A 26,157-nucleotide genomic window follows, 5' to 3' on the forward strand; every position below is an offset into this window, starting at 1 on the left:
AATAGTAGTGATTGTTCCCACGGCTACATTTTCAACCCGCTAGATGCAAAATTAAATAATCTATCCACAGGTATATATTTTTCCTAAAAAATGGGAATAATAGGATTTTTGAGGATTTTCACTGCCTGATTTTGTGACAATTAAATTCACAACAGCTACTGAACAGCAAAATTATAGTTACAAAACAATTGTGACCAAATTATCCACAGGTTAAGGAAATGTTGCGATGTCAGAGGTTTTTGACAGGAATGCTAGTTATCTTCTATGCTGGGAAGTCTACTGAGGAGGTTAATTACGTATTGCGGCTCAAGAAATTAATTTGCCTCATTTGCTGAATTCGATAAAATTGATACGTGAAAAATAAGTTTTTATAGCTGCCAAAAGCTTAATTATGTAATAAGCGTGCTGCCAAATATTCAGACAGCACTAACGAAAAGCTTGGAAAGTGTCAATACAAGGTGTATCAATGGATTTATTAGAGTACCAAGTTAAAGAATGGTTTGCAAAGATAGGCATTCCTGTATTGCCTTCCCAACGAATTGACCATCCGACGGATTTGAAACGTTTAAAAATTGGCTTTCCAATTGTACTGAAATCTCAAGTACACGGAGCGGAACGGGCAAAGGCAGGTGGAGTCAGATTTGCCGAAACAACTATCGATGCGATCGCCGCTGCCCAAAATATCTTTACTTTACCCATATGGGGCGAGTTGCCGGAAGTTGTGTTGGCAGAATCCCAATACGACGCCAACCAGGAATTTTATTTGGCGGTGGTTCTAGACACCGCTGTTTGCCGACCAGTACTTTTAGGTTGCAAAGAAGCAGACATCGATTGGGAATCCGCTGGCGAAAAAATGCACCATGTCGTCGTTGAACAAGAATTTTCACCATTTTATGCCCGACGACTGGCTTTGAAAATGGGTTTGCAGGGAACGTTGATGCAATCGGTAAGCAACGTTGTCCAAAAGATGTACCACTTATTTGTGCAAAAAGACCTGGATTTAGTCGAAATTAATCCCTTGGCAGTCAATCCTAATGGTGAAGTGATGGCTCTCAATGGTAAAGTCAGGGTGAATGAACGCGCAATTAAGCGTCATCCAGATCTTGAACAAATGGCAGCAAAAATCATCAGCCGTCATCCAAGTACTGAAATTAACGGTATTTTGGGTGACTGGGATGGCGTGCAAATGCACGGAAAAATCGGTATTTTAGGTAATGGTACTGGTTCAGTAATGGCAACTTTGGATTTAGTCGCTAATGCTGGCGGGAAACCAGGTGTTTGTTTGAATCTACGCCATGCTTTTCTTACAGATACTACGCCAACTACATTTAGCGATCGCCTAGAAACAGGTTTGAAAATTTTAGCTGCTGACAAAAGCATCGAAGTTATACTAATTAACTTTCTGGGTAGCATTCCTCAGGCTGAGGAAGTAGCCCAAATCATCGCCAAATTTGTACAACACGACAATAACGAACTCAAATTAAAAGTTGTACGCTCTAATGGTAGTAAAATTCCACCAGATTTGAATTTTCCATCCTTAGTTGTCCGGCTTGCTGGTTCCGAGTTGAATGCAGCTAAAAAATATTTAGCAACACTAAAAAAAACCAGCAGTGCCCTTGTTGTGGTAGAAAATTTAGATGAGGCAGTGGAAGTTGCAGTTCATCTTGCTAAACCAACTGCGAATAAGAAATAGTCAACCAATTTTGGATTTTAGATTTTGGATTTTGGATTGAACAAACGGAGAAATCTGCTTGCTCTGTAACGTCAATAAATCATTTGTCGCTAAGAATTTGTAATTTTTAATTTGGGAAAAATTCAGGAGTCAGAATAGTTTTTGTTTATTTATATTAGAATTACTATCTTCTGTCGGAGATGAATTTTGGAATGCAACAGTAAAAATAATAAATTTCAGCAAAAACAGAATCAATACAATAATGTACATCGTTTTATGGTCAGTGGCTCAACTCGCTGGCTTGCCAAACTTAGGGTAATTTATTATGAACTTAACGCCAGAGAGTAAAGTTTTAATTCAAGGTTTTTGTGAATTTATATCAGGTACTCATGTGGCTCAAATGAAAGCCTATGGTACGAATTTGGTAGCTGGTGTTAATCCTGGATGCGGTGGACAGGAATTGTACGAGCTGCCAGTATTTGACTTAGTGGAGGAAGTGGTAGAAAAAATTGGCGCAATTGATACAACAATTATCTGTGTAAATCCTTACGATGTTTTGGATGCGGCATTGGAAGCGATCGCATCTGGGATTCGCCAAATTATTATTATTACCGCTGGAGTGCCACCCTTGGATATGGTGCAATTACTCCGCAAAGCCGAGGCTTGTGAAACCTTGGTAGTAGGGCCAAATAGTCCGGGGATCATTGTGCCGGGAAAAATTCTCTTAGGAACTCAGCCTAGTGAATTTTATACACCTGGGCCAGTGGGGATCGTTAGTCGTAGCAGTACCCTTACTTACGAAGTCGCCTACGAATTAACAAAAGCTGGTTTGGGACAGTCAATTAGTGTCAGCATTGGTAGTGATCCGATCGTTGGTTCTTCGTTTTTGCAATGGCTACAAATTCTCGATGAAGATGAAACTACAGAAGCGATCGTTTTAGTCGGTCAACCCGGCGGTGGTAGTGAAGAAGCAGCGGCGCGGTATATTGCTGAGGCCATTGATAAACCAGTAATTGCCTACATTGCAGGGAGACTTGCACCACCAGGAAAAAGTTGGCGTCAAACCGGGACTTTAGCAACAGTTATCGGACGCGATCCAAATTTTGGTACAGCCCAAAGTAAATTGGCTGCTTTGAAAGAAGTAGAAGTTCCCGTGGCTGAACGCCCTTCTCAAATTCCAGAATTGGTGAAAAAAGGCATTAATTAGGGCTTGCTGAAAAAGTCCTTTGGTGAAGGCAGGGAATAGGGAATAGGGAATAGTTTTATCCCTATTTTTTCAATTTATTGTGGTACTAGAAATTGGAAATGCAAGACTTTTAAGCCTTATACACCTAATTTACTTGCACTTTTTGGTGCGGTGATAGCCTGAAAAGTCTGAAATATCAGGATTTTACCGTTATTCAGCAAGCCCTAATTAGACCATCGTCATCTGTGCTTTTTAGCCAACTTAACCACCGTTTCGCTTCCCAAATTGCTGCAACAAATCCTGGACAGATAATACGGATACAGGCGAACTCAAAAAACCTTGAGCATCGCGTGTCACAATAGCGTCTAATCCTTGAGCTACTGCACTAAAAATTTGAACAGCGTCTTCAAAATCAGACAAGCCAGAGTTAAAGGCTGATTGCAAAACGGCTCGATCAATAGGACAAATAGCCATAGCAGTCAGTGTTTCCGAGACTGCTTGCCGTGCTTGTTCAACGCTGCGGGTGTGCCTGCGAGAAATGTAGAAAATATCAGTAAGCGTTGTTGCTGTAACATAGCCGACGACTTGTCCAAAATCGATCGCTTGGAACAGCAGTTCTGCATCTTGGCAAAATGGCTCTCGCTGCAATAGAAAATCTAGGATAATATTGGTATCAATTAAAACTCTCACTGAAGATACTTCTCCACCCGTCGCTCATCCAACATAGCAACTACTTCCTCATCGGTTGGTGCAGGTTTGTCTGTTTTTAACAAGCCTCGCATCCGTCGAATCGCACTAGAACGATCAGACTCGGAAATTGAGGTATCTTGTAAGGATTCAACGATGGCAGTGAGCAGCGCAAGACGATCTCTAGGTGGAAGCTTGACAGCCTGTTCCTTCAGTTCTTGCAACAGCATAGACGGCTCCTATACTCAAAGGTATCTACCGTTTAGTATGCTTGATTGCGCTCTCAATGACCAGTTTGATGCTAGAAGGCACGGAGAAATAGCAGTTTAAAAGGTTTCTTGGGTAAGCCCTACTTTTTACATATCTCGCTTATATTCTTCCAACAATTGCGGGATGTAATCATAGCCATCTACACCAATAATTGCAATCATTTTAGAACGATGTTGTTGTAATATTTTTTGGAAAGTTTCTGTTCCTATTTGTCCCTGTAAAATTGTCAGTAACCCTGCTGGTTGACGCCATTCACGAGAAGCAATTTGGTTCAAAAGATACATTCCTAAGCTGCCTGTGTAAATGGTTTTTTCGGCATTTTGCAAATGATAATAAGCTTCAGCTAAATAAGCTAAATTCCGTCCTTGGAGATACAAATCACCAGAAACTTGCGCTATTTTGAAAGCATCTTCGAGATATTTAATTGCAGTTTGATGTTGTCCAATTACTAAATAAGCAATTCCTAAGCTGCTGATACATAAGGCTTTACTTGGAATATCGCCTAATTTTTCTGACAACTTTAAACCTTGTTCTAAATAGTTAATTGCTGATTCATAGGTTTCTGGTTCTAGATTTTCTAGTTGCTGAGCCTGCATGACTTCGCTGTAACCTAAATTTACCAGCGCGTTTGCCTCTCCTGTTTTATCCCCTGCTTGCCGACTCAATATTAATGCTCGTTGACTGTAGTTAATTGCCTCAGCATAATTTTGCTGTTGTACGTAGGTACGGCTGAGGTGGTTGAGATTGGCAATTTCACAGGGGCGATCGCCTGCACTCCTAGATATCTCCAACGCCTGCTGATGAAAGTCCAAAGAGCGCTGATATTGTCCCAAAGCACGTTGTGAATAACCTAAAAGTGTCAAAATCCGCGCTTTTTCTTGGGTTTTTTCTGCTGGGCGCAGTGGCTCATCCAAATAATCTAGGGCATTTCGGAGATAACTACCAGAAAACGAGGCAAAAATCCCGCCGTAAAGGGGAAAATATGAACGTTGGGCAAAGGTTCGCAGAATTTGCAGCATAATTTGAGAACAAGCATCGCTATATGCTGTACCAATGCTCTGAAAACCACTTGCTAACTGACTCCAAATCACTGCAAAGGTCAAAAAAGTGGAAATGGACAAATTTGGCCCTGCTTTAACATCGTAAGCTTGTTGGTCAAACCAGTTAATTAAGCTCCGTTGCAAATATTGTAAAATCAACGCCATTTCCACCCAATCTCTAAGGGTGATACCCCGCTGTTGTTCGGCAAATTGAATTGCAGATTCCTCCATCGCTAAGGTGCGAAACAGTGCTTGGGGTAATTCACTATTAAGTTGCTTCGCCCAACTCGCCCACGGACCGCGTTCACCTGGTACACCGCCAAATCCCAAAGATTCTTTTTGCTCATACATCCAACTGAGCAAATTTTCTTGTAAGCGTTGCCAAGATGCTAAACCACGGGTAATACCTTCGGAAAATTGTTGTAAATCAGCATCTACTTGGGCAAATTGCTGTAATGATTTTGCTAACTGCTGTAATTGGGGTAAATTTAGCGGATATTTCTGATTGGGGTCAGTAACACGGACAAAAGCTGCCAAACGCTCGTTAGCAGAAGCTGTAGTAATTTCTGTAACCGCAGAAGCGATCGCTTCTGTAGCTTTGTTTTGCTCTTGCCAGCGTTGCCATTGAGTTTGAATCGTTTTAATGGCTCTCAAACTGCGAGTAGCTTTAGCTTTTTTGAGTTCGTCTTTTTCACTATCTACTTGACTTTGGAGGGCATTCAGGCGATCGCTCAAAACTAGCTCAAACACTTCCCCTGTCCCAGAAGTTATGTTTTTAAGCAGCATTTGATACACCTGTTCCACAGAGCTAATTTTGCCCTTGAGGGTGGTTTCGACAATTTCATCGATTAAAGCAAGATAGCGATCGCGCAATGGCAGAGAGTCTGACACTTTGGCTACTAGGGAACGTCACGTCAATTCTAATTCTAGTCTTGGGAGTGGGAGTTGGGAGTGAGGAGTTAGGAGTGGGAAACCGCACTTATTTACTCGGAACTGACAACTGTTTTGCCCCATATCCCATGCCCTAATTAATCAGTCTCAAATCGTTAAGTTAATGGCGATCGCAACCAAACAAATTGCTATGATGTGTCTTAAATAATATGCCCTAGCTCAGGTATGGAGGAAGGGTGAGATGAGTGATCGCACGTCTCAACGTAAGAAATCAACTGCATCAAATTTTACGAATCCTTCGCTTGTCTCGCGAAATATTCTTACACTGGCGAACCCAATACGCAGCTTTGGTTCACAAATAAATACTACTGTGCCCCAAACAGTAACTGAAGTAGTACCAGACCTTCAAGAAGCCCAGTCTGCTGATGAGCAATCCTTGGAACCAGAAGCGATCAAAGAAAAGCCCCTGACTCACGACATTAGTCGCATACCCTTGCGTCGTCCCCAGGCAAAACTCACAGTTGGTCAACCAGACGACAAATACGAACAACAAGCCGAGATGATGGCAAATCAAGTCATGTCGATGCCTGATTCTGGGGAACAGTTGCAGCTAAGTGATGCTGAATGCCAAATTCAAAGACAATGTGGTGTGGATCAAAGCTGTCCTGAGGAAATGATGGACACACCAAGGGAAAGTTCATCAGCAGATATGACAAGTGCAGATGCATCAATGAGTGTTGCTCCAGAAGCTAATTACACCACTGGCAGTGATGATAACTCAGATACAGAAGCACAGGTTGCATCATTTAAACGACTAGTACTCACAACAGCTAGAGCTAGATTGGCATCTAACCGGGTTAATTTAGCACAATGGCGCAACGTTGTTGAAGAACTACAGCTTGACCGACAGCAGCAGCTAGCCATTCAGGTTGCACAACTACAAGAAACCGTCGAACGACGCGATGGTTTTGGTCAATCAGCTCTAGAGCAGTATCTTACAGAGCGAAACCCAATTCGTCGTGAAACACGGCTCCATCAAACCGAAGGTCGCTACACCGCTTGTACTGGTTGCCATGCAGAACAATGGGCAACCCGCCTTGAAAATGAAACTCCGTCTTTGATGCAAACTGGTCCTGATTGGCAGCCAGTAGCAGATAGATTAACTGGCGTTGAAAGTAGCGATCGGCAATACCTAGAACCGTGGCTTGCGGATTATTCAATGCCAAGCTTGCCGAGTCCTCAGTCCGCAGATGCTTCAGAAGAAGAGGCAATTAGACAGTGGTTAGCACAAACCTCTGGTGAAAGCTTGACAGCCAGAGATGGTGAGACGACAGCTACAAGATCACAGAGTTCATCTAGAGAACACGAAGATACGCCTAACTTTGATTTGCAACAGGCTCCTCAACAAGACCAGATGGAGCAGATTAATGCTATTACAGAATCCTATCGCGCAATTATCCAAGCATTAGGACCCGAAGGATATCAGGTCTGGACAGATAGTGCTATTGCCTGGGACTCGGAGAACATTGAGGCGGTTCGTCAAGCCATCTTGGCTCAAATCGATCAGCGCCAATCTGATTATCTAGAGTTGATGACAATGATTGCCAATGGCGATCGCGAGTACCTGGAATTTGCCCCCATCTTGCAAGAGCTATTACCTATTGCATCGCCAGCAGTTCGGGAAGTCATCCAGGCTGAAATCGATGCAGAACAAGATCAAAACCTTTTGGAAGCCATCATTGTTGGCGTTGCAACCCTTGGACTTCTTTTACTGACGATTTTCCCGCCATCGACTGCAATTGGGATTGCTGGTCTTGCAGCCCTGGAAGTCGGACTTGGCGCTCATGCAATTGCCAGCGGTATGGAAAGTTTCGATCAGGGGTATGCGTATAATTTGGCAACAGGTGCTGATGATGTTTATTCCCGCGAACAGCAGCAGAGTGGTGGCTCCATGATGTTCGGTGGTTTCATCAGTATTGTGACTGGACCATTGATGATGGGAATGGGATCTCTTCGTGGTATTGGGGCTGGCGCAAGAATAATGGAAGGAGGCGCGCTAGCTGAGATGAATGCCTCAGAGGCAATATCTGAAGGTGCAGCAGCAGTTTTTAGTAGCGGTGAAGCAGCTACATTGGGTCCAAGAACAGTGCGACAAGGCCAGTTTATCCTCAGCTACGAAGCAGATGGTACTGTTGTTGCGACTGTGGAAGGCAATCCAAATATTATGATGATTGCCCGGGAAGGCGAAGCCATCATGTATGAGCGTACTGCTGATGGACTCCGTGTTGTGCAGCGAACAAGGATAACTGGTGGTCAGGGACCCGCAGGTTTTGGTGATGAAATTGGTCAATACAGTGGTCGTCCTTTCAACCCTAGTGCAGCAGGTGGTGAAATACGAGAACTCAATTATCAAAATGTGCGCGTCACCCACAGAGGAGTGGATGTAGTTGAAGGTCATACTAGTAGGTTTCATGACCCTGAGTTTCCGGCAGCGTCCAGACCGAATCAATTTATGATTGATAGATTAAGGAGGATAGCCTCTGGTGAGATGGAAGCAACAGCTGTAGATCTGCGCTATTACACACATGAGCTACGTGAATATGTTAGGTATAGAAGGCTAGGATTTAGAACAGGGGTACCAGAAGGTGATGATGCTCGACATATGCTCTGGAATGATACTCATACGGCTACCTTAGAAGATTATGGTTTGCCCGCGGATTCACGTCTTCTTTATCATCCTGATGCACCGAGTCCCTGGTGAAACTAACTACACATAAATGAACTTATTGATATACAGCAATCGCTTGTTTGGATTTTGTCAGTGCGATCGCTGTTTTTATCAAAAAAGACTCATCAAAAGCCAATGCCAGAAAACGGTGAAACCCATTTTTGCTCCCGACATAGTTAGAATAATTTACACTTAAGTTTATGGCGATCGCAATAAAACAAATTGCTATGATGTGTCTAAAATAATATGCCCTAGCTCAGGTATTGATGGAGGAAGGGTAAAATGAGCGATGTCTATCGACAAGCCCCTAAGCGGCTACGCACGCTGCAACAAAAAAAATCAACCGCATCACATTTGACGAATTCTTCCCTTGCCTCGCCAAATATTCCCACACTGGCGAACCCAATACCGAGCTTTGGTTCACAAATAAATACTGCTGCGCCCCAAATATTAACTGAGGCCTCACCCGACCTTCAACAAACCCAGTCTGGCCAAGAGCAATTATTGCAAGCTAAACCAGAAGCCGTCAAACAATCACCCCTTACTCACGACATTAGTCGCATCTCCTTGCATCGCCCACAAGCAAAACTCACCGTTGGCGAACCAGATGACCAATATGAGCAGGAAGCCAATAGAGTTGCTGACCAGATTATGCGAATGGCGATACCTGAGCCAAAGATCAACCAGGGTAACATCGGTTTACAGGATGCACACACTCAAGAGGAAGTGCAAGCCAAGCCTTCAGCAGCTGCTATCACTCCACTGGTGCAGCGCGAGGCAATGCTAGAAGAAGAAGATGAAGATGAAGAAGAGGAATTACAAACTAAACCTCTACATACATCTATCCAAAGGAAGACTTCACAAGAAGAGGCATCGCCACAACTCGCTACAGATACGGGCTTCCAAGGTGGAGACAATTTTGAAAGTCGGCTAAACAGTAGTGAAAATGGAGGTAGCCCTTTACCGAATGACGTGCGCTCCTTTATGGAACCCCGTTTTGGTACTGATTTTAGTCAAGTGCGGGTACATACAGGCAGTGAAGCAATTCAAATGAATCGGGATTTGAATGCTCAAGCATTTACCCACAAGCAAAATATTTTCTTTGGTGCAGGTAAGTCACCAGGTAATGACGCTTTAACTGCCCATGAATTGACTCATGTGGTACAGCAGACGGGTGCAGCCCAGAGAAAATTAATTCAACGGGCAATTGACCCTACATACAACGTGACTAACGGTTTGTTTAAAGTGGATGCCACGACTGGTGGATCGAACTTACCCATCAGGATTGCGTTTGAACCCTCAGTCACCGCTCCCTACTCTAACCAAATTGGACTGATTCAGATTGTGCGTCTGACAGATGCAGGCGGCGCAAATATCGAACCCCAGTCTTTACCTGCTGCTCGTGGTGCTAGTCTACGCACCACCGCTGATGCCACCACGGGAGTTGAGGGCGGATATTTCACTGATGTACTGCACAATGATGCACCAGCCCACGGTGGTGCAGGAACTGATGCCCCAGCTGGCAGCGCTTTGCCACCCCAATATCCCTTTGATACCAGTAGCGATCCAGCGAATCCCAATCCCGCTCAACCCAATCCCGCCACCCCCGGACTTTCACGACCTTCTTCCGGTGGCGCACAAGGAGCGATTATCGGTTACAAACGCTCCAATGACCCCGGCGATATCAAAGCAGCAGAACTAACTGATGCACCTGGATACCCGACAGTCAACCCAGCGAACACTGATCTGAACTTTGATTTCGAGACAGTGGCCAAGGGCGAAGATACCATGACAACTTACGGTGCCCTTCATTGGAACTTCGAGATCCGCTCTGGGGTGGTTCAGAATGAAAACGCATCAGTACAAGAGGGACAATCAGCCACTTTCGATGCGGCTCTGGAGAAACATCGAGATTTCTACGTACATGAGCCAGTTATTTTTTACTTTGATTTCGACAGCGATGTATTGAGTGCCACCGAAACAGCTAAGATTGATACATTCTTGGATTATCTAGGGCGGTTCCCTGATGTACAAGTCACTCCCGAAGGCTTCGCTGATAGGCGCGGTGGTGCTTCTCAACACAACCTAGATCTGTCTTTACGCAGAGCCAGTGCAGTCGGAGATGCCCTACGTGCTAAGGGTGTACCTGAAGCTCAGATTAGTGCTGTAACTATCGGCTCTGGAGCAACTGAAGACTTTACTCCTGATGCTACTACTAACCAAGATGCAGAAGCAAATCGTCGCGGTAATCGTCGGGTGGTTTTGAGCTTTAAACATGAGCCAGCAGCAGCACCAGCAGCAGGGGGCGGAGGGGCGACACCGTGAAGCGCAGAGCAGCAGGAATATTTGTGACAGTTTTGATACTGCTCATTGGAGGAAATTTATACATGAATAATCAAGATGCTACCGCTACACCGATGGAGCAAATCAAAACACGGCTTTACTCCACAGATCAAGACACTAGTGGTTTGGCTTTGGCTGAATTAATCCGCTTAGGCAAAAAAGCAACTCCTGTTTTGTTGGAAGCCTTGACACATTCCAACCCCCGCACCCGTCGGCTGGCGGCCGAAGGACTGGGGGAAATTGCCGATCCTACCAGTGCCGATGCTTTGTTCCAAGCCACCCATGACAGTAATCCAGAAGTGCGTGCCCGTGCTGCTACTGCTTTACACAAATTAGGTGATAAACGGTCATTGGGCGCTTTGGTTGCCACCCTTGATGATTATCCTGATATCCTGCACAATCCCTATACAGCTTCGATGTATCCTTTAATGCAAGGCAGTAAAGATGTTCTACCTTTGGTAGTTCCTCTGCTGCAAGCACCCAACGATTTGACTCGTGAACGGGCTTTTTTAGTTGTTAAGGCTGTGGTGACTAAGCTACCCCAAGGGGAAGACTGGAATCAGTTGTGGCACAGTTTGGGAAGTTACGATCCCGCAGCACCAGAGGCAGAACGCGACAAAGCTGCCAAACAATGGGAGGCTTGGTTGACAAAGCTTTGAGATGGGTAGCTTTAAGGTTCAATTTACATTGACCACAGAAAAGTTAAAGCTCCTGTAATTGGCTGGATAAAAACCTAAGAACTTTTACCAGCAGGATATAAATTTAAATCTGTAACCACAAATAGACCCGTGCTGTAGGGGTAAAGCAACGCTCGTGGGTGTCAGCCCCTTCTGGAGCGAGACGCACTCGCGTTCGGGGAAGTCAAAAGTCAAAAATTTACCAAGCCCCTAAATTTATTTATGGGCTTGTACTTTTTTCTTTCTGGTGAAATTAAGGGTTTGAAACCCAGAACGGTGGGTAAAGCCTGGTGTAGACGAGGTTTCTAACCGCCTATTACGCGTTAATTTGATACCAGTGAGCAATGCTGCGCCCTTACGACAGACGTGGTTTTTCAAATCAAATTTGGTTTTTCCTGTCAATGCGTAGCCCTAGCATCAAGAACAGTATAGTATCATGTCCGGATAATTTAGTTGTTATGATTCCCACTTAGATTACATATCTAGCTGTCTAACCTATAGTGTTATCAAAGTTTTGACTTTTCCTATCAGCCTAGTTTTCATCGGTATGCACGACTTTGTAGTTAATTTGTTTAGCTCAGGCTCATTTATTCCTCATGGTCACTGCTACCTGTGGAAGCCAGGGTTAGTTTGGTTGCATTTAATTTCTGATGCCATCATTGCGCTTGCTTATTATTCTATTCCTCTGACCTTGTTCTACTTCGTTCGCAAGCGACAAGACTTACCTTTCTACTGGATATTTTTGTTATTTGCAACTTTTATTATTTCCTGTGGGACAACGCACATTGCCGAGATATGGACACTGTGGTATCCTACGTATTGGCTATCTGGCATCCTCAAAGCTGGAACTGCGATAATTTCATTATTTACAGCTATAGAGCTTGTACCGCTGGTTCCTCAAGCTCTGGCGCTACCTAGCCCGGCTCAACTAACCCAAGCAAACAAGGCATTACACGCGCAAATTGAGGAACGTCTGCGAGTTGAGAATCAACTCAGAGGACTTCAAGACGAACTTGAGCAGCGTGTACAAACACGAACTGCTGAACTGGTGAAAGTTAACCAGCAATTACAACAAGAAATTGATGAGCGACATCGGGCAGAAGCCGAACGGGAACAACTGCTGGCACGCGAACAAGTTGCCCGTGAGCAGGCAGAAGCAGCTAACCGCATCAAAGATGAGTTTCTGGCGGTGTTGTCCCATGAATTGCGATCGCCCCTTAATCCAATTCTGGGCTGGGCGAAGCTGTTACAATCTGGCACCCTTGACGAGCAAAAGACGAAGCACGCCTTAGCAACAATCGAGCGCAATGCTAACTTACAAACGCAACTAATTGGAGATTTGCTTGATATCTCCCGGATTCTCCAAGGCAAACTGAATCTCAACATTGGCGAGGTTGATTTGGCTACAACGATTCAGTCAGCAATGGAAACAGTGTGTCTCGCCGCTCAAGCCAAGTCAATTCAAATTCAAACGGTGCTTAATGAGGCGATTGGAAAGGTTGCAGGAGATTCCGGCCGGCTTCAGCAAATTATCTGGAATTTGCTCACTAATGCCATTAAATTTACGCCCGAAGGCGGGCAGGTAGAGGTTCGACTGGAACAGGTTGGATCTGATGCCCAGATTGTGGTCAGGGACACAGGTAAGGGCATTAGTGCCGACTTTTTACCTTATGTATTTGACCATTTCCGTCAGGAAGAGGGTGCCACAACCCGAAAATTTGGCGGATTAGGACTAGGCTTGGCAATTGTCCGCCATCTCACAGAATTACATGGTGGCTGGGTGACAGCCCAAAGTCCAGGCATTGGGCAGGGAGCAACTTTTATTGTCAGGATACCACTAATGAAGGTCGCCAGATTAGATATCGAATCGAGTCCCAATTCTTTAACGCATGGGCTTGCCACTTCACCACTTGCAGGCCTTTGTATTCTGGTTGTGGATGATGACGCAGATACCTGCGACTATCTCAGCTTTGTGTTGGAACAAGCTGGCGCAACTGTGATTTTAGCTGCATCGGCAGATGAAGCACTGCAAGTATTAGTGCAATCAACTCCAGATATCTTACTCAGTGATATCGGGATGCCCGATATGGATGGGTATATGTTGATACGGCAGGTGCGTTCCCTGCCATTGGAGCAAGGTGGACAAATTCCAGCGATCGCCCTGACTGCCTATGCAGGAGAAATCAACCAGCAACAAGCGATCGCAGCAGGCTTTCAAAAACATCTTTCAAAACCTGTCGAGCCAGAATATTTACTTCGGACAATCACTTCCCTTGGCGCTGTTTTTGTTGGAGCAGTCAAGCAGCCTTAAATTTCCCTTTTTCCCTCACTTTCTTGACAAAAGTCCAATTACTCTAACCTCCCACGAGTAGTATTATGGCATCCAACGAAGCTCTTGACTTATTTTTGTCTAAGAGGTAATTTATCAATATTGTCATTAAATACGGTAAATATATCGACATATAGTATTTTGCTAAGAAAGAACTCAGAAATCAGAATTGAGGATGAATTATAGCGGTTTGCAATTGCGTGGAGTAGAGACAATTCGTAGGGTAGCGCAACTGTGCTACCCTACTGTGTGCCTCATTCAAATGAAAATCGCTATAGTATCCGAGTGGCAGCGATGGTCTAAATTCCCCACTTTCTTGTTATGTATTCTACGTTCTCCTTTAACTAAATTATTTTGATAAAGGTCAATCTATCTCAGTTTTGAATTAGGATATTAATCTTTACAAGGTTTGTATAGTAGTAATTATTTGAGCAGAAGTTAGTTTTAATTTTGATGTGTTTGATTGGTAGTAAATACCACGTGATCCAAGCGCTTTAAAAGCTTGTTATTAATTTTCCATGTTGTTGATGAAAAGCGTAGGCTTAGCCCAACCAAGAGGGTGTTTTTTAGCATGTCCAAGCTAGGGAAAAGTTTTTTCAGATTATTGTTTGCTACGGGAGTAGCGATCGCACTTTTATTCATAATTCCCCCCACCTTTGCCGCTAGCTTGAATCCCTGTCCACAAGAAATGGTAATGATTCCAGCAGGCACATTCACAATGGGGTCAGATAATTCTGGTTTTGTGGAAGAGCGATCGGCAACTGAAGTCACAGTTAGTTCTTTTTGTATCGATAAATATGAAGTGACAAATTCACAGTTTGCGGCATTTGTCAAAGCAACCGGGTATGTAACAGTTGCAGAACGGCCTTTACCCAAAGAACAGTTTCCCGACTTACCAGATGAGCAGAGATTACCAGGTTCTCTGGTGTTTGAGATGGCAGAACCAGGAGCAAAGCTGCTGAGTTGGTGGCATTGGAGGACTGGGGCGAATTGGCGGCATCCCTTTGGGGCGGAAAGTGCGTTGGCGCAGCCCGCCGTAGGCATCGCTGGAAAAGACAACTACCCAGTTGTTCATATCGCCTATGAAGATGCCGTAGCCTACGCTCAATGGGCAGGAAAATCCTTACCCAGTGAAGCCCAGTGGGAATACGCAGCCCGTGGTGGATTAGAGGGTGCTACTTATACATGGGGCGATGGATACTCTGAGAAAAAAGCCAACACCTGGCAAGGGATCTTTCCCTTTTTCAATACCAAAAGCGATGGTTACGTAGGTGTAGCCCCCGTTGGTTCCTTTCTACCCAACGGTTATGGTCTTTACGACATGGCAGGTAATGTCTGGGAATTGACCTCAGATTTATTTGGGGTAGGGCATAACCACAAAAACCATAGTGTTAATCCCACAGGGCCAGAACGAAGCTTTGACCCTAACAAACCCACAGAAAACGTCCTACACGCCATCAAAGGAGGCTCTTACCTCTGTGCTACCAACTATTGCAGCCGCTTCCGCCCCGCTGCACGAGAATCTCAAGCCCCTGACACTGGAACTACCCATATCGGATTTCGCTTAGTTAGAAGCTTGAATCAAGTCTAAACAATTACCAATTAGTTTATGTTGCATTTACTTTGGCGATCGCTTACATCAATCATCCTCATAACCATATTGACGGTTACTAGCCCTGCTTTAGCAGCCACATCAAAAGTTTTACCCATTCCCCAACCAGAATTCAAGGGCAAAATTGGCATCACCTACAAAGACTCAAAACCAGATTTTCCCCAACCAATCACCGCCCCAGCCGAAGCCCCCAACGTTCTGCTAGTGATACTAGATGATGTTGGCTTCGGACAAGCTGGTACCTTTGGCGGCCCGGTGGAAACCCCGAACTTGACTCGCCTCGCCGAAAGAGGATTACGCTACAACCAATTCCACACCACAGCCCTTTGCTCACCCACCAGGGCAGCACTGTTAACTGGACGCAATCACCATTCAGTGAATACAGGGGTAGTTGAGGAATTGGCTACAGGTTATCCTGGCTACACAACGATTTTGCCCAAGAGTGCTGCCACCGTCGCCGAAGTGCTGCGGCAAAATGGCTATAATACGGCTGCTTTCGGTAAATGGCACAACACACCAGACTATGAAACCAGCGCCGCCGGGCCTTTTGATCGCTGGCCTACAGGATTAGGATTTGAGTATTTTTACGGTTTCCTGGGTGGTGATACTAATCAGTGGAGTCCTGCTTTGGTAGAAAATACTAAACGGGTTGAGAAACCAGCCAATAACCCTGATTACCATCTCACCCCTGACTTAGTAGACCATGCGATCGCCTGGATTCGCAACCAACAATCCATTGCTCCTGACAAACCCTTTTTCACCTATCTCGCCACCGGAGCCACCCATGCACCCCACCACGCCCCCAAAGCTTGGATTGACAAGTACAAGGGCAAATTTGACCAAGGATGGGATAAATTACGCGAAGAAATCTTTGCCCGTCAAAAACAACTGGGTGTGATTCCTGCAAATGCCCAACTGACACCCCGCCCCCAAGAATTGCCAGCTTGGGATTCCCTGTCAGCAGATCAAAAGAAACTTTCTGCCCACATGGCCGAGGTATTTGCCGGATTTTTAGCGCACACAGATTATGAAATCGGGCGGTTAATTGGCGCAGTTGACCAACTCGGTGAACTAGACAACACCCTAGTCATCTATGTCGTGGGAGACAACGGTGCTAGTGCAGAAGGCGGTTTAACAGGTACCGTCAACGAGTTGAAATTCTTCAACGGCGTACCCGAAAATCTGCCACAACTGCTTGCTTCCTATGATGACTTGGGTAGCCCCAAGACATTCAACCATTTTCCCACCGCTTGGGCATGGGCAGTCAACACTCCCTTCCAATGGACAAAGCAAATAGCCTCTCACTTTGGTGGAACTCGCAACCCCTTGGTAATTTCTTGGGGCGAGGGCATTAAAGACCAAGGTGGCATCCGCAGCCAATTTCATCATGTAATTGATATTGCACCCACCATTTTAGAAGTAACCGGAATTACTGCCCCCAAGGAAGTGAATGGAGTCAAGCAACAACCAATTGAAGGTACTAGCCTCGTTTATACCTTTGACAATCCTGATGCTTCCTCCCATCGAGAAACACAGTACTTCGAGATGTTGGGCAACCGAGCCATTTACGATCGCGGATGGGTAGCGGCGGCTCGTCATGGTCGTTTGCCTTGGGAACGTGCTGTAAAAGGTGACTTTGATACAGATCCGTGGGAACTGTACAACATTGCAGAAGATTTCAGCGAAGCGAACAACCTAGCTCAGGAAAATCCAGAGAAGCTAGAAAAGCTGCAAAAGCTGTTTTTCAAAGAAGCCCGTAACCACCAAGTTTTACCATTAGACGATCGCGCCCTAGAACGTTTTGATGTCAAAATTCGCCCCAGTCTCGCTGCCGGACGCACAACCTTTACTTATTATCCTGGTGTATTTGGCATCCCAGAAGGTAGCGCCCCTAACCTGAAAAACAGATCCTTCAGCATCACAGCTAATGTAGAAATTCCCGAAACTGGGGCAGAAGGTATCCTCTTAACTCAGGGCGGACGTTTTGCTGGTTGGAGTTTTTTCCTTGAGGATGGCAAACCCACCTATGTCTACAACTATGCAAATGCTGTTCGCTACATCATTCAATCCCCCGAAAAACTGCCCACGGGTAAATCTACATTACGGTTCAACTTTGATTATGACGGTGGCAGCGTAGGTGCAGGCGGAACCGGGAAATTATTCATCAACGAACAACAGGTAGCCGAAGGTCGAATCGAGAAAACCATCGCTTATCGTTTAGCCCTAGATGAAACCTTTGATGTCGGTAAAGACACAGGTACTCCCGTCGTTGACACTTACCAAGTACCCTTTACCTTCACCGGCAACTTACAGCAAGTGAGCCTTGAGTTGAAGTAATGGGGAGTGGGGAGTAGGGAGTGGGGAGTGGGGACTGGGGACTGGGGACTGGGGACTGGGGACTGAGGGAGTGTGGAGAGATTATAAAAAAGCTTTCCACTCTTTCCACTCTTCCCACCCCTCCTACACTCCTAATGCCCCATACACCCAACCCCCAATCCCCATTCCCCAATCCCCAATCCCCAATCCCCACTCCCCACTCCCCACTCCCCACTCCCCATTAAAATCATGAATGAAATTTTGGCAGTAACCGACAAATTAGCGCTTTTCACATTCATTGTTTTCACCATGTTGGGTGCCGGTTTAGGTTTAACCGTACAACAGATTTGGGAACCACTCCGCGATCGCCGTCTCGTGATATCGTCTCTGCTGGCAAATTTTGTACTGGTGCCGCTTTTTGTCTATCTGTTGCTGCAAGTAGTACATCTCAGTGAACCACTTAGAGATGGTTTACTGATTATGGCTGTGGCATCAGGTCCTCCAGCTCTACCAAAACTTGCTCATATAGTCAAGGGCAATATAGCTTTTTCCGTGGGGTTAATGATGTTGCTAATGTTGGGGACAATTGTTTATATGCCGATTGTGCTGCCGTTAGTGGTAGAAGGCGTGCAAATCAACTCCTGGGAGATTGCCAAACCCTTGTTGTTGATGATGGTTACCCCATTGGTAATTGGGCTATTCATCAAAGCTAAATTTGCAGCGATCGCTCCCACTATTAGGCCGATTTTGTTTAAATTATCTAATGCTGGATTACTTTTAGGTTTAGTAGTCAGATTGGCGATCCATACTAACGATATTATCAGCTTATTAAAAACAGGTGCAATCTTTGTTTGTGCTGTATTTATTCTCTTCTCTTTTACCGTAGGTTATCTTTTAGGCGGTCCTGGTATTGATACCCAAAGAGTTCTGGGAGTTGGAACGGCTCAACGCAATTTTGCCGCAGCATTATTAGTGGGTACAAGCAATTTTGAAGATCCCAATGTGGTGAGTATCATCATGGTGACGAGTATATTAATGATGGTTACAGTTCTCATTGTTGGACCGAAGTTCATAGAAATAGACCAGCCAACTAATGCAGAGAGAGAACAGGTAGAAGTTTGATATCATGTCCGTTCAAATAACCGTCATACAATTTTGGATTTTAGATTTTAGATTTTAGATTTACCCCATGCCTGAAGTCAGGGACTTGTAATTGAATTTACGATGTTTGGATTTTAGATTTATTCTCGCGTTTAAATTCGGGGGCTTGAGACCTTTTTAAATTTTTAATTTTGAATCTTCAATTCCATTATCCAAAATTTAAAATCTAAAATTCGGTCATTGCAACACTTTCCAGAGTGTCTTGTTGGCGTAGCCTCTCCTAGAGAAGGAAAGATTAGAAACATTATAAAGTATTATCTTAATATAAGATATTTTTCAGAAAAAATATGTCTGGCAAACATAGAGCTATTGAATCTCCTATTTTACCTTCACTTGAAACAATGAATAAGGGGATACCAGATAACCAATTATATGAATCAGAGAGCTATGAAAATCTATATTTATCAAATTGCCAGATTGAGGGAACTAAAGGAGTAGATTTTCAGTATGCCTACTTTGATAATGTTAAAACTATAAACACTTACTTTAAAAGGCTTTCTCTGCAAGATGTTATAATTACTAAAAGTGACTTGGCTAATACTGAATGGGAAGAAGGTTCACTTAATAGAATTGAGTTTATTAACTCTAGACTGCTGGGATTTAAAGCAATAAAGTCTAGGTTAAGAAATGTTATTTTTAAAGGATGCCAGGGTCAATTGTCACAGTTTACTTTTAGTAAGTTTGATAATGTTATTTTTGACAATTGTAATCTTGAAGATTCTACATTTTTAGAAACTTTTCTAACAAATGTAAAATTTATAAATTGCCAAATGAATAACGTTATCCTTGCTAATGCTAAATTTAAAGACACAGATTTTCGAGGTTCTAATATAGAAGGCTTGCAAATTAATATAAGTCAGCTTAAAGGTGCAATTTTAGATCCATTTCAAGCTGCTTATATTCTTCAAAGGTATGCAAATGTAGTAGTTAAAACTGTTGATGAATAAACATTGCATTTGCGTTGTTCCACTACCTTTATCTTCTCTGCGAGAGGCTACACCACAAAAAATTGCACCTTTTTGTCGCTGCATCAGAGCGTCTTTATAGCGAGTTGAACTATGCATTTTCAAAGCGCATCAGTTGATTACCACTGTCCAGAATTATCTTCTTGTTGCAAACCGATTAATTGTCGCCGTTTCCAAGCATAGTGAAGGATATTAATTCCGAGTTCTTGAGCGGTACGAATGGTTAATCGGGGTAAATTTAAATCTGCCAATCCCCAAGCAGTTGCTAAATCGCCAATTACTAGAATAATTCCTCCTCCAATTAACAGTTTAATTTGCTGTTGATTAACCATTGGTAACCCGGCAAATAAGAAAGGTTTTGTTCTTAAAGGATGACTCCGTTGCAATTCTTCTAAAGGTCTTAAAGGACTCTCTAACTGTTGTGCTAATGCTTGAGTACTTTCAATCAAAGCGTTAGCATTGACTGGTGCATCAACTAGAAGTACACCACCTAAATTTAAGTAATTTTTTAGGGATTCAAATTCGAGACTATTTAAAGATATGGCTTGTCCACCTGTGAGATAAAGTAGGTCATAATCTTGGATATTTTCTGATAGAGAAACCTGACCTGGTTCATCAGCTCCCCGCAAACTGGGATATAACGGTTCTACTGCTTGTAATAAGTAGGAAAGGCTGAAAAAATTACGCGCACATTCTGGGTCACTATGATTGGCCTGTGCCATTGCTACAAGTGCTTGGGGACGCATTTGTGCTTGACGACGATAACGCAAATCAATGTTGTTATATCCAGGAAAGAAAGCATCAGCAGGTTGAGTAATATCAGTATGTCCTGGTTGTAGGAGAATTCGGCATATTTCGATTTCTGAACTGATTGGTGTGGAGTTTCTTTGGTCAATTCTATAAGTTTCTTGGACGATATCTCTTTGCTGTGTGCGCCGCAATTCATCAGGGTCTACATAGCTGACTACTAAGTAGATCATGATTGGTTCTGAGGTTACTACTTCTATATCAATGGGAAAGTCATAGGAGGTGGGTACAACAATTAAGTTACCTGCTAAATCAATGGCAATACCAGGTTGAATTTGTACCCATCGTCCATCTCGATATCTGGCTTCTACTTGGCTTGGTGCAGCAATATCTCGAATACCTAAACCACAGACAATTCCTGGTTGATTTAAACTTTGATATTGGGCATTTTGCCGCAGACGATGGTAATTGTGGGCTGTCTGCCAGCGTTCAGCATTAATTAGTAATCCATCTGCGGCTTGCAGACGTTCAAAGGATTTAATTGGTGGAGGTGGGAAAGGGTGGGACATAGGAATTTTGGATTTTAGATTTTGGATTTTGGATTGAGGATTTTGGGATTATAAGTTTGTTATAGTAATTTAAAAAAATGCTAGCTATTCAATTTGAAATTTTAAATTAGATATGGGGTGTGTTATCCCGGACTTTTAATTTTTTATGTTGCATGACGCTAATTGATTCTGAATTCTGAATTCTGAATCCTCTTTTAATTAGAAGGATTTTCGATAGTTAATTCGTAGGTGCAGAAAGCGGGTTTTTCTTGTTCGATGATTCTTTGAATAAGTTGTTCGTTGATGATGCCACTAGCAATGTTGGAACGCAAACGCACTACAAAATGATATGGTTGTCCACCGGCTAAAACTGCATTTCCGAGTTGTGCATCTCCGATAATGAAACTTGGGCCAAAAGGTTCTGTAATACTAATATGTTTATCTGCTTCATTAGGTAAATGTTCGTCTAGAGGTAAGCCTGTATAAAGATGTAAGTAAAGACGCAATCCTTTACGAGTTCCTCGCCAGCGATAAAGTTCTACTGCACGGCGAATTAAACGCCGTTGTTGCTGGAGATCCCACACGGAATCTACTTGCCAAGCAACCCAATGAGCCATAAAGGGTAGTAGTGCTTGCGGTGCTGTCAGGGGATCGAGGTTTGCCCACATGACGTTATAACTATCAACTACTGGTTGAAAAGCTTGCTCAAATATTTTCATGAAGCGACCAATAAAGTCTATTTCACGATACAAAATTGGCAAGAATTCCATGTAGGCGGTGTAGGGACGGATGTATAAATCAAAATATTCGCTTCTGTGGGTTTGTTCGTTGTCTGTGCCTGGGTCGATGTGGAGAGTAACTAGGCTGCGAAAATTAAGTGTTAGTTTGTCTTTTTTTCCTCGGTTTATGGCTTCTTGATCTTCAAAAAATGTGTCAGGAATAGAAAAGTAGAGGACTGCATCCATTTGTCCGCGGGGTGGTATTTCACTACCTTCTGTACCAATTTGGCACCACTCACTCGGAAAGTTTCCCTCGACGCTGAAGTTTACCCGCAAGGGACGCGGCTCTAAGTTTTGCACTTGCACAATCATCTCGCTTGGATGTCCCGGATGCAAGAGTAAACTACGTGCGGCGGCATCTGCGTTTTCTTCGTTGGCAAAGGTTAAACCCCCTACAGGTAATGCTTCGGGAATTTGCATTGGGGTTAATTGAATCCGTACAGCGGGACTGGAGCGACTTTGAACCATAGGAGTGGGGAGTGGGGAGAAAATAACTACTAATTCGTAATTCGTAATTCGTAATTCGTAATTAATGGTACAAGCCTACGCCACTTGCTTCATTTGGACAGCACCAAGAACGCAGTGGCTCATTTATTGATGGAGATAAAAGATATAATTCCTAATTTCTGCGCCCCCGACTTTAGTCGTGGGGTAATAATTACGAATTACGAATTACGAATTACGAATTACCGATTAATGATTTGGATGTCGTGATTTGAACGCAGATTTGTATCAGCCCAAGAACATATCAAACCTTCTGGGCCTGGGTCAATTAGTTGTTCTGGTGATGATTGTCGTCTCCAAATTTCTCCTTGTTTGCGGATGGGAAATAGTAGGACGGGGCCTAGATGACGGACGCCTGGGGTTTGTTGCAGTAAGGCGACAATATCTGATGTATAAACTGGTCGCCCAAATGGCCAGCCTTGGCCGTCGAGTCCTCCGGTTAATGGATTTAAATATTTATACAGCAATACTCTTAAGTTGCGGCGAATTTCTTCTCTGGCGTAAGGATTATCGTAGGCAGGTTCTAGGGCAATTTCTGTTTGTACGGAAACACCTACGTAATTAGGTTCTTGTAGTTCTATTTGTACTCCTAATAGGCGTCTTTCATCTAAGTAACTCAAGATTTGGTCTTGGAGTGCATGACTTAGACCAAATTCTTCTGGTGTCATACCATCGCCTTGAGCGATCGCATCTGTATTTGCAAAGGGCACTACTATTAAACTAACTATACCTGCTTGGCTCCGTGAATTTGCTGGCAAACACCGGACGCGAGCGATCGCTCCTCTGCCTGCTTGTTGGGCTAAAACTTCAAAATCTTCGGCGGTGACGGCGCGATCGCGGGTACGGAGGATTCGCGGTGCTTTCATCACTGCTTGTTCTAGTGATTCGGCATCGGCACCATTCATTGCTGGTACACGATTGATCACACTGGCAATGTATGGATATGCAGACTTCAAAAACTGAATTGCCCCAGCTTGCACATTGCCTTCTCTACCGCCGCCTGTGCGATATGCAACCATTTTAATCTCTGCGCCACGGGGAGGAATCGCCCCATACTGGTGTTGAGATTCTCTGTTTTCCAGGGTGCTGACTTGTACAGATGTCTCGTCTAATCGTGGTTGCTGAATTCGCGATCGCACTTGTGTTTGCTGTTTGATTTGACCAGGTTCCCGAATCAAGGGGCCAAATTGCACTTCACCCGTGAGGGAATCTACGGTGTAATGAAAGTGATGCGGTGCAGAATCAGCAAAATCTCTCACCTCAGTCCATTTCTGAGGTAAACCACCAGCGGGAGTAACTAAAATATACTCGTTTTCTTTGCGTTCTAAAATTGGTGAAGTTTGTAACTGGAAAACCTGACCGGGTGTACCATCACTAATTCCCAAGCGCTCATCGAGAATCAGTGTACTGTGACTAGCTCTGACTGTACCGCCAATTGACCGCACTGCTAAACCAGTAATTCGCGGCGGACGATTGTAACCAGATTGATTGGTTTCGGTGATGGCAAAGGTACAGCGCAGCCAGCGACCCCGGTAAGAGGTAAAATTACTTACAGGCCAAATTTGAGGTAAATGCAAACGTAGCTCTGCACCTTGAGCCGGGTTTCCACCTTGTTGAGCCATCTCATAAAAACTGAAGCCGCGAGTTTTATCATCTGATTCTTGCAATAAAACCGACTGCCAATTTTCGCCATCCCAGGCTTCCCACTTGCGGGGCGGTTGATTGGGGTTAATCCCAGCGGGGGTAGCCGCAGCTCCTTGGAAAGTAATTTCTAAGACATTAGCATCTAGAGGATCGTCAGAATTAACCACTAAATAAAAACAGTTACCAGGCTGGGGTTCCTCTTCAAATATTGGCTGTTCGTTACCTGTCCAGTAACCGTTAGATTGACGAGTCCAGGAAGTTGTGACTCTTTCTCGCAGAGATTGGGGAATATCTTCGGTGGTTTGGGCGGTTAAAAAGTGCTGTATCCGGGGTTTGCCAATAACTAGCGGCGAATCTGTGCTAAAAGTTATAGATTGTGTTGTTTCAGTTTGAATAGTTGCAGCTTCTAATCCTGCCGGAATCGTGTAAGCTTCGGGTAGTTCAGCGGTTAAATAAAAAGTTAATTCTGTGTGTGCTGGGGCGGGAGGTTGGAGACGAATACCCAGTAATTCCAGAAAAGCTACATAATTTTTTCGGGGTACTTGGTTAAATCTAAGCAACATTTGGTCAGTTAACCAAGCAAATAACTCAATGAGCGTGATTCCTGGGTCGCTGAGATTGTGGTCTGTCCATTCGGGACAGTACCGGGGAATACGCATTATACATTCGTCTACCAAGTCATCGAAAGCGCGATCGTCTAAGTTGGAAGAAGGTAATTTTGGTAAAAAGTCAAAGTTCACGATTCCTCCCCAGCTGAAACCAAATAAAAAGGATAAACAAAACTATAAATATCGTGACTCTCTTTGAGTCGATAATTGATGGTAATATCTACTCTGCCGCGCACAGGGTCAGCTTCAGTGAGAACTCGATCAACAAAAATGCGTGGTTCCCAAACTTCTAAAGCTTCCAAAACATAAATCCGAATTCGCAGTAGGGTGTCAGTATTTAAAGGTGCAAACGCCAGTTCTGACAACCGCGAACCAAAATTAGGTCGATAAACCCTCTCACCTACTCCAGTGCGGAGGATAATCCAAATAGATTCTTTAACTTTTTGTTCTTCACGGCTAAGCTGTATCCCACCTTGCACATTCAAGCGCAGAGGATAAGCCAAACCGGTTCCCAAATAGGCTCGATCGCGACCATAAACCATATCTGGCACTTAGACAGCTGTGACATGTATATGTTCAAAGATATCGGCACAAAGGGGGAAAGCCTATTCGCCAAAGGTCGAGGATGGGGGGAAGGGGGCAGGGGGCAGGGGGCAGGGGGCAGGGGGAGAAATGACCAATGACTAATGACCAATTCAGCACTTGTCACTTTGCTGTATCTTTAATAAAGTGTCATTGGTTTTGGGGTACGCTGTAGCTTAAAGATTTCCAAGATCCGCGATTGCACTAACAAGCTCATGAAAAATTTAGCTCTATTATCTGCTACAGCTATTGCTGCTACGTCGGGATTAGTTTTCGGCACAATGCAAGCCGCTTCTGCTTTAAATTGGACCTGGAATTATTCTGGTGTTGGCATAACGGCCGACGGTACTTTCATCACTAATGACACTCCTGACGATTTGGGTTTTTACCAAATTTTGGGAATTACTGGTACACGAAATGGTGAAACAATTACTGGTCTGCAACCTGCTGGAACTCCAATACCAGGAAACGAACCTTTTAATGTTGACAATTTAATTAGTCTTAATGCTCAGCAGTTAACGGGTGACGGTTTCGGATATTCTACTTCTGGGGGAAATTATTCTAGTCCATTTTTCGCTAGTTTTTTGCCGACACCGGGTTATTTAGAGGTTTTTTCTGCGCCGCCACTGACACCAGGTTTTGAAAATTTCGGGCCAGAAGATAGTGAATTAACTATTAGTTTTTCTGCAAGTATAGTCACCGTCCCTGAATCCACCTCTATTTTTAGCTTACTCGCCTTCGGTACTCTCGGCGTTGTTTCAGTATTTAAACGTAACAAGTCATCCAAATTTACTGGTAAGACAGAAAAAGTAATTTCGTAAATCTTAAGTAGGGTGTCTTATACCATTTCACTAAAACCTTGATACAT

18 protein-coding genes are annotated in these 26,157 nt (G+C 44.0%); 11 read left to right on the top strand and 7 right to left on the bottom strand.

Annotation, left to right across the window (positions count from 1 at the left end):
• Window positions 1-466 precede the first annotated feature (466 nt).
• Window positions 467-1,693 carry a succinate--CoA ligase subunit beta gene (locus IQ276_RS23215; protein ID WP_193915268.1) on the top strand — a complete coding sequence of 409 codons (1,227 nt, stop codon included), beginning with the start codon at window positions 467-469 and terminating at the stop codon, window positions 1,691-1,693.
• Between the two features lie 304 nt (window positions 1,694-1,997).
• Window positions 1,998-2,879: a succinate--CoA ligase subunit alpha gene (locus IQ276_RS23220; protein WP_193915266.1), complete on the top strand. Its 882-nt coding sequence runs from the start codon at window positions 1,998-2,000 to the stop codon at window positions 2,877-2,879.
• A 240-nt stretch (window positions 2,880-3,119) separates the two neighbouring features.
• On the opposite strand, the gene IQ276_RS23225 is transcribed toward IQ276_RS23220, so the two are convergent.
• The 3 genes from IQ276_RS23225 to IQ276_RS23235 all read right to left on the bottom strand — a co-directional run bounded on the left by IQ276_RS23225 (window position 3,120) and on the right by IQ276_RS23235 (window position 5,746).
• On the bottom strand, window positions 3,120-3,548 hold the full coding sequence (locus IQ276_RS23225; protein ID WP_193915264.1) for a PIN domain-containing protein: 429 nt from the start codon (window positions 3,546-3,548) through the stop codon (window positions 3,120-3,122).
• On the bottom strand, window positions 3,545-3,775 hold the full coding sequence (locus tag IQ276_RS23230; protein ID WP_193915263.1) for a hypothetical protein: 231 nt from the start codon (window positions 3,773-3,775) through the stop codon (window positions 3,545-3,547). The genes IQ276_RS23225 and IQ276_RS23230 overlap by 4 nt, the downstream gene beginning before the upstream one ends.
• A 126-nt stretch (window positions 3,776-3,901) precedes the next feature.
• A complete protein-coding gene (locus tag IQ276_RS23235) occupies window positions 3,902-5,746 on the bottom strand; it encodes a tetratricopeptide repeat protein (protein WP_193915261.1) in 1,845 nt (614 codons plus the stop codon).
• 241 nt (window positions 5,747-5,987) lie between these two features.
• Between IQ276_RS23235 and IQ276_RS23240 the strand changes: the two genes are divergently transcribed.
• The 8 genes from IQ276_RS23240 to IQ276_RS23275 all read left to right on the top strand — a co-directional run bounded on the left by IQ276_RS23240 (window position 5,988) and on the right by IQ276_RS23275 (window position 19,859).
• The gene (locus IQ276_RS23240; RefSeq protein WP_228042946.1) at window positions 5,988-8,507 is read left to right on the top strand and encodes a hypothetical protein; all 2,520 of its coding nucleotides are present in this window, start codon (window positions 5,988-5,990) and stop codon (window positions 8,505-8,507) included.
• A gap of 249 nt (window positions 8,508-8,756) precedes the next feature.
• A complete protein-coding gene (locus IQ276_RS23245; RefSeq protein ID WP_193915259.1) occupies window positions 8,757-10,799 on the top strand; it encodes an eCIS core domain-containing protein in 2,043 nt (680 codons plus the stop codon).
• A 62-nt stretch (window positions 10,800-10,861) separates the two neighbouring features.
• The gene (locus tag IQ276_RS23250; protein ID WP_193915257.1) at window positions 10,862-11,476 is read left to right on the top strand and encodes a HEAT repeat domain-containing protein; all 615 of its coding nucleotides are present in this window, start codon (window positions 10,862-10,864) and stop codon (window positions 11,474-11,476) included.
• A gap of 565 nt (window positions 11,477-12,041) precedes the next feature.
• Window positions 12,042-13,805 (top strand): ATP-binding protein, encoded by a 1,764-nt coding sequence (locus tag IQ276_RS23255; protein ID WP_193915270.1) that lies wholly within the window; start codon window positions 12,042-12,044, stop codon window positions 13,803-13,805.
• Between the two features lie 589 nt (window positions 13,806-14,394).
• Window positions 14,395-15,414, top strand: a complete 1,020-nt coding sequence (locus IQ276_RS23260; protein ID WP_193915255.1) for a formylglycine-generating enzyme family protein — start codon at window positions 14,395-14,397, stop codon at window positions 15,412-15,414.
• Window positions 15,415-15,432: 18 nt separating this feature from the next.
• Window positions 15,433-17,772, top strand: coding sequence for an arylsulfatase (locus tag IQ276_RS23265; RefSeq protein ID WP_193915253.1), 2,340 nt, complete (start codon window positions 15,433-15,435; stop codon window positions 17,770-17,772).
• Between the two features lie 228 nt (window positions 17,773-18,000).
• Window positions 18,001-18,873 (top strand): bile acid:sodium symporter family protein, encoded by an 873-nt coding sequence (locus IQ276_RS23270; protein ID WP_235115898.1) that lies wholly within the window; start codon window positions 18,001-18,003, stop codon window positions 18,871-18,873.
• Window positions 18,874-19,199: 326 nt separating this feature from the next.
• The gene (locus IQ276_RS23275) at window positions 19,200-19,859 is read left to right on the top strand and encodes a pentapeptide repeat-containing protein (protein WP_193923560.1); all 660 of its coding nucleotides are present in this window, start codon (window positions 19,200-19,202) and stop codon (window positions 19,857-19,859) included.
• 137 nt (window positions 19,860-19,996) lie between these two features.
• Here IQ276_RS23275 and IQ276_RS23280 read toward each other — a convergent pair whose 3' ends face one another.
• From IQ276_RS23280 to IQ276_RS23295, 4 genes are all read right to left on the bottom strand, one after another.
• Entirely contained in the window at window positions 19,997-21,193 is a 1,197-nt protein-coding gene (locus IQ276_RS23280; protein ID WP_193923564.1) for a DUF4159 domain-containing protein, read from the bottom strand.
• A 194-nt stretch (window positions 21,194-21,387) separates the two neighbouring features.
• Window positions 21,388-22,419 (bottom strand): phage tail protein, encoded by a 1,032-nt coding sequence (locus tag IQ276_RS23285; protein WP_190876347.1) that lies wholly within the window; start codon window positions 22,417-22,419, stop codon window positions 21,388-21,390.
• A 218-nt stretch (window positions 22,420-22,637) separates the two neighbouring features.
• Entirely contained in the window at window positions 22,638-24,839 is a 2,202-nt protein-coding gene (locus IQ276_RS23290) for a putative baseplate assembly protein (protein WP_235115899.1), read from the bottom strand.
• Complete coding sequence (locus IQ276_RS23295) at window positions 24,836-25,249, bottom strand: GPW/gp25 family protein (RefSeq protein ID WP_190876381.1); 414 nt, start codon at window positions 25,247-25,249, stop codon at window positions 24,836-24,838. The genes IQ276_RS23290 and IQ276_RS23295 overlap by 4 nt, the downstream gene beginning before the upstream one ends.
• A 255-nt stretch (window positions 25,250-25,504) precedes the next feature.
• Here IQ276_RS23295 and IQ276_RS23300 point away from each other — a divergent pair, with 255 nt between their 5' ends.
• Window positions 25,505-26,110 (top strand): PEP-CTERM sorting domain-containing protein, encoded by a 606-nt coding sequence (locus IQ276_RS23300; protein WP_193919116.1) that lies wholly within the window; start codon window positions 25,505-25,507, stop codon window positions 26,108-26,110.
• The last annotated feature ends 47 nt before the right edge of the window (window positions 26,111-26,157 follow it).

This window comes from Desmonostoc muscorum LEGE 12446, assembly GCF_015207005.2.
Classification (GTDB): Bacteria; Cyanobacteriota; Cyanobacteriia; order Cyanobacteriales; family Nostocaceae; genus Nostoc; species Nostoc muscorum.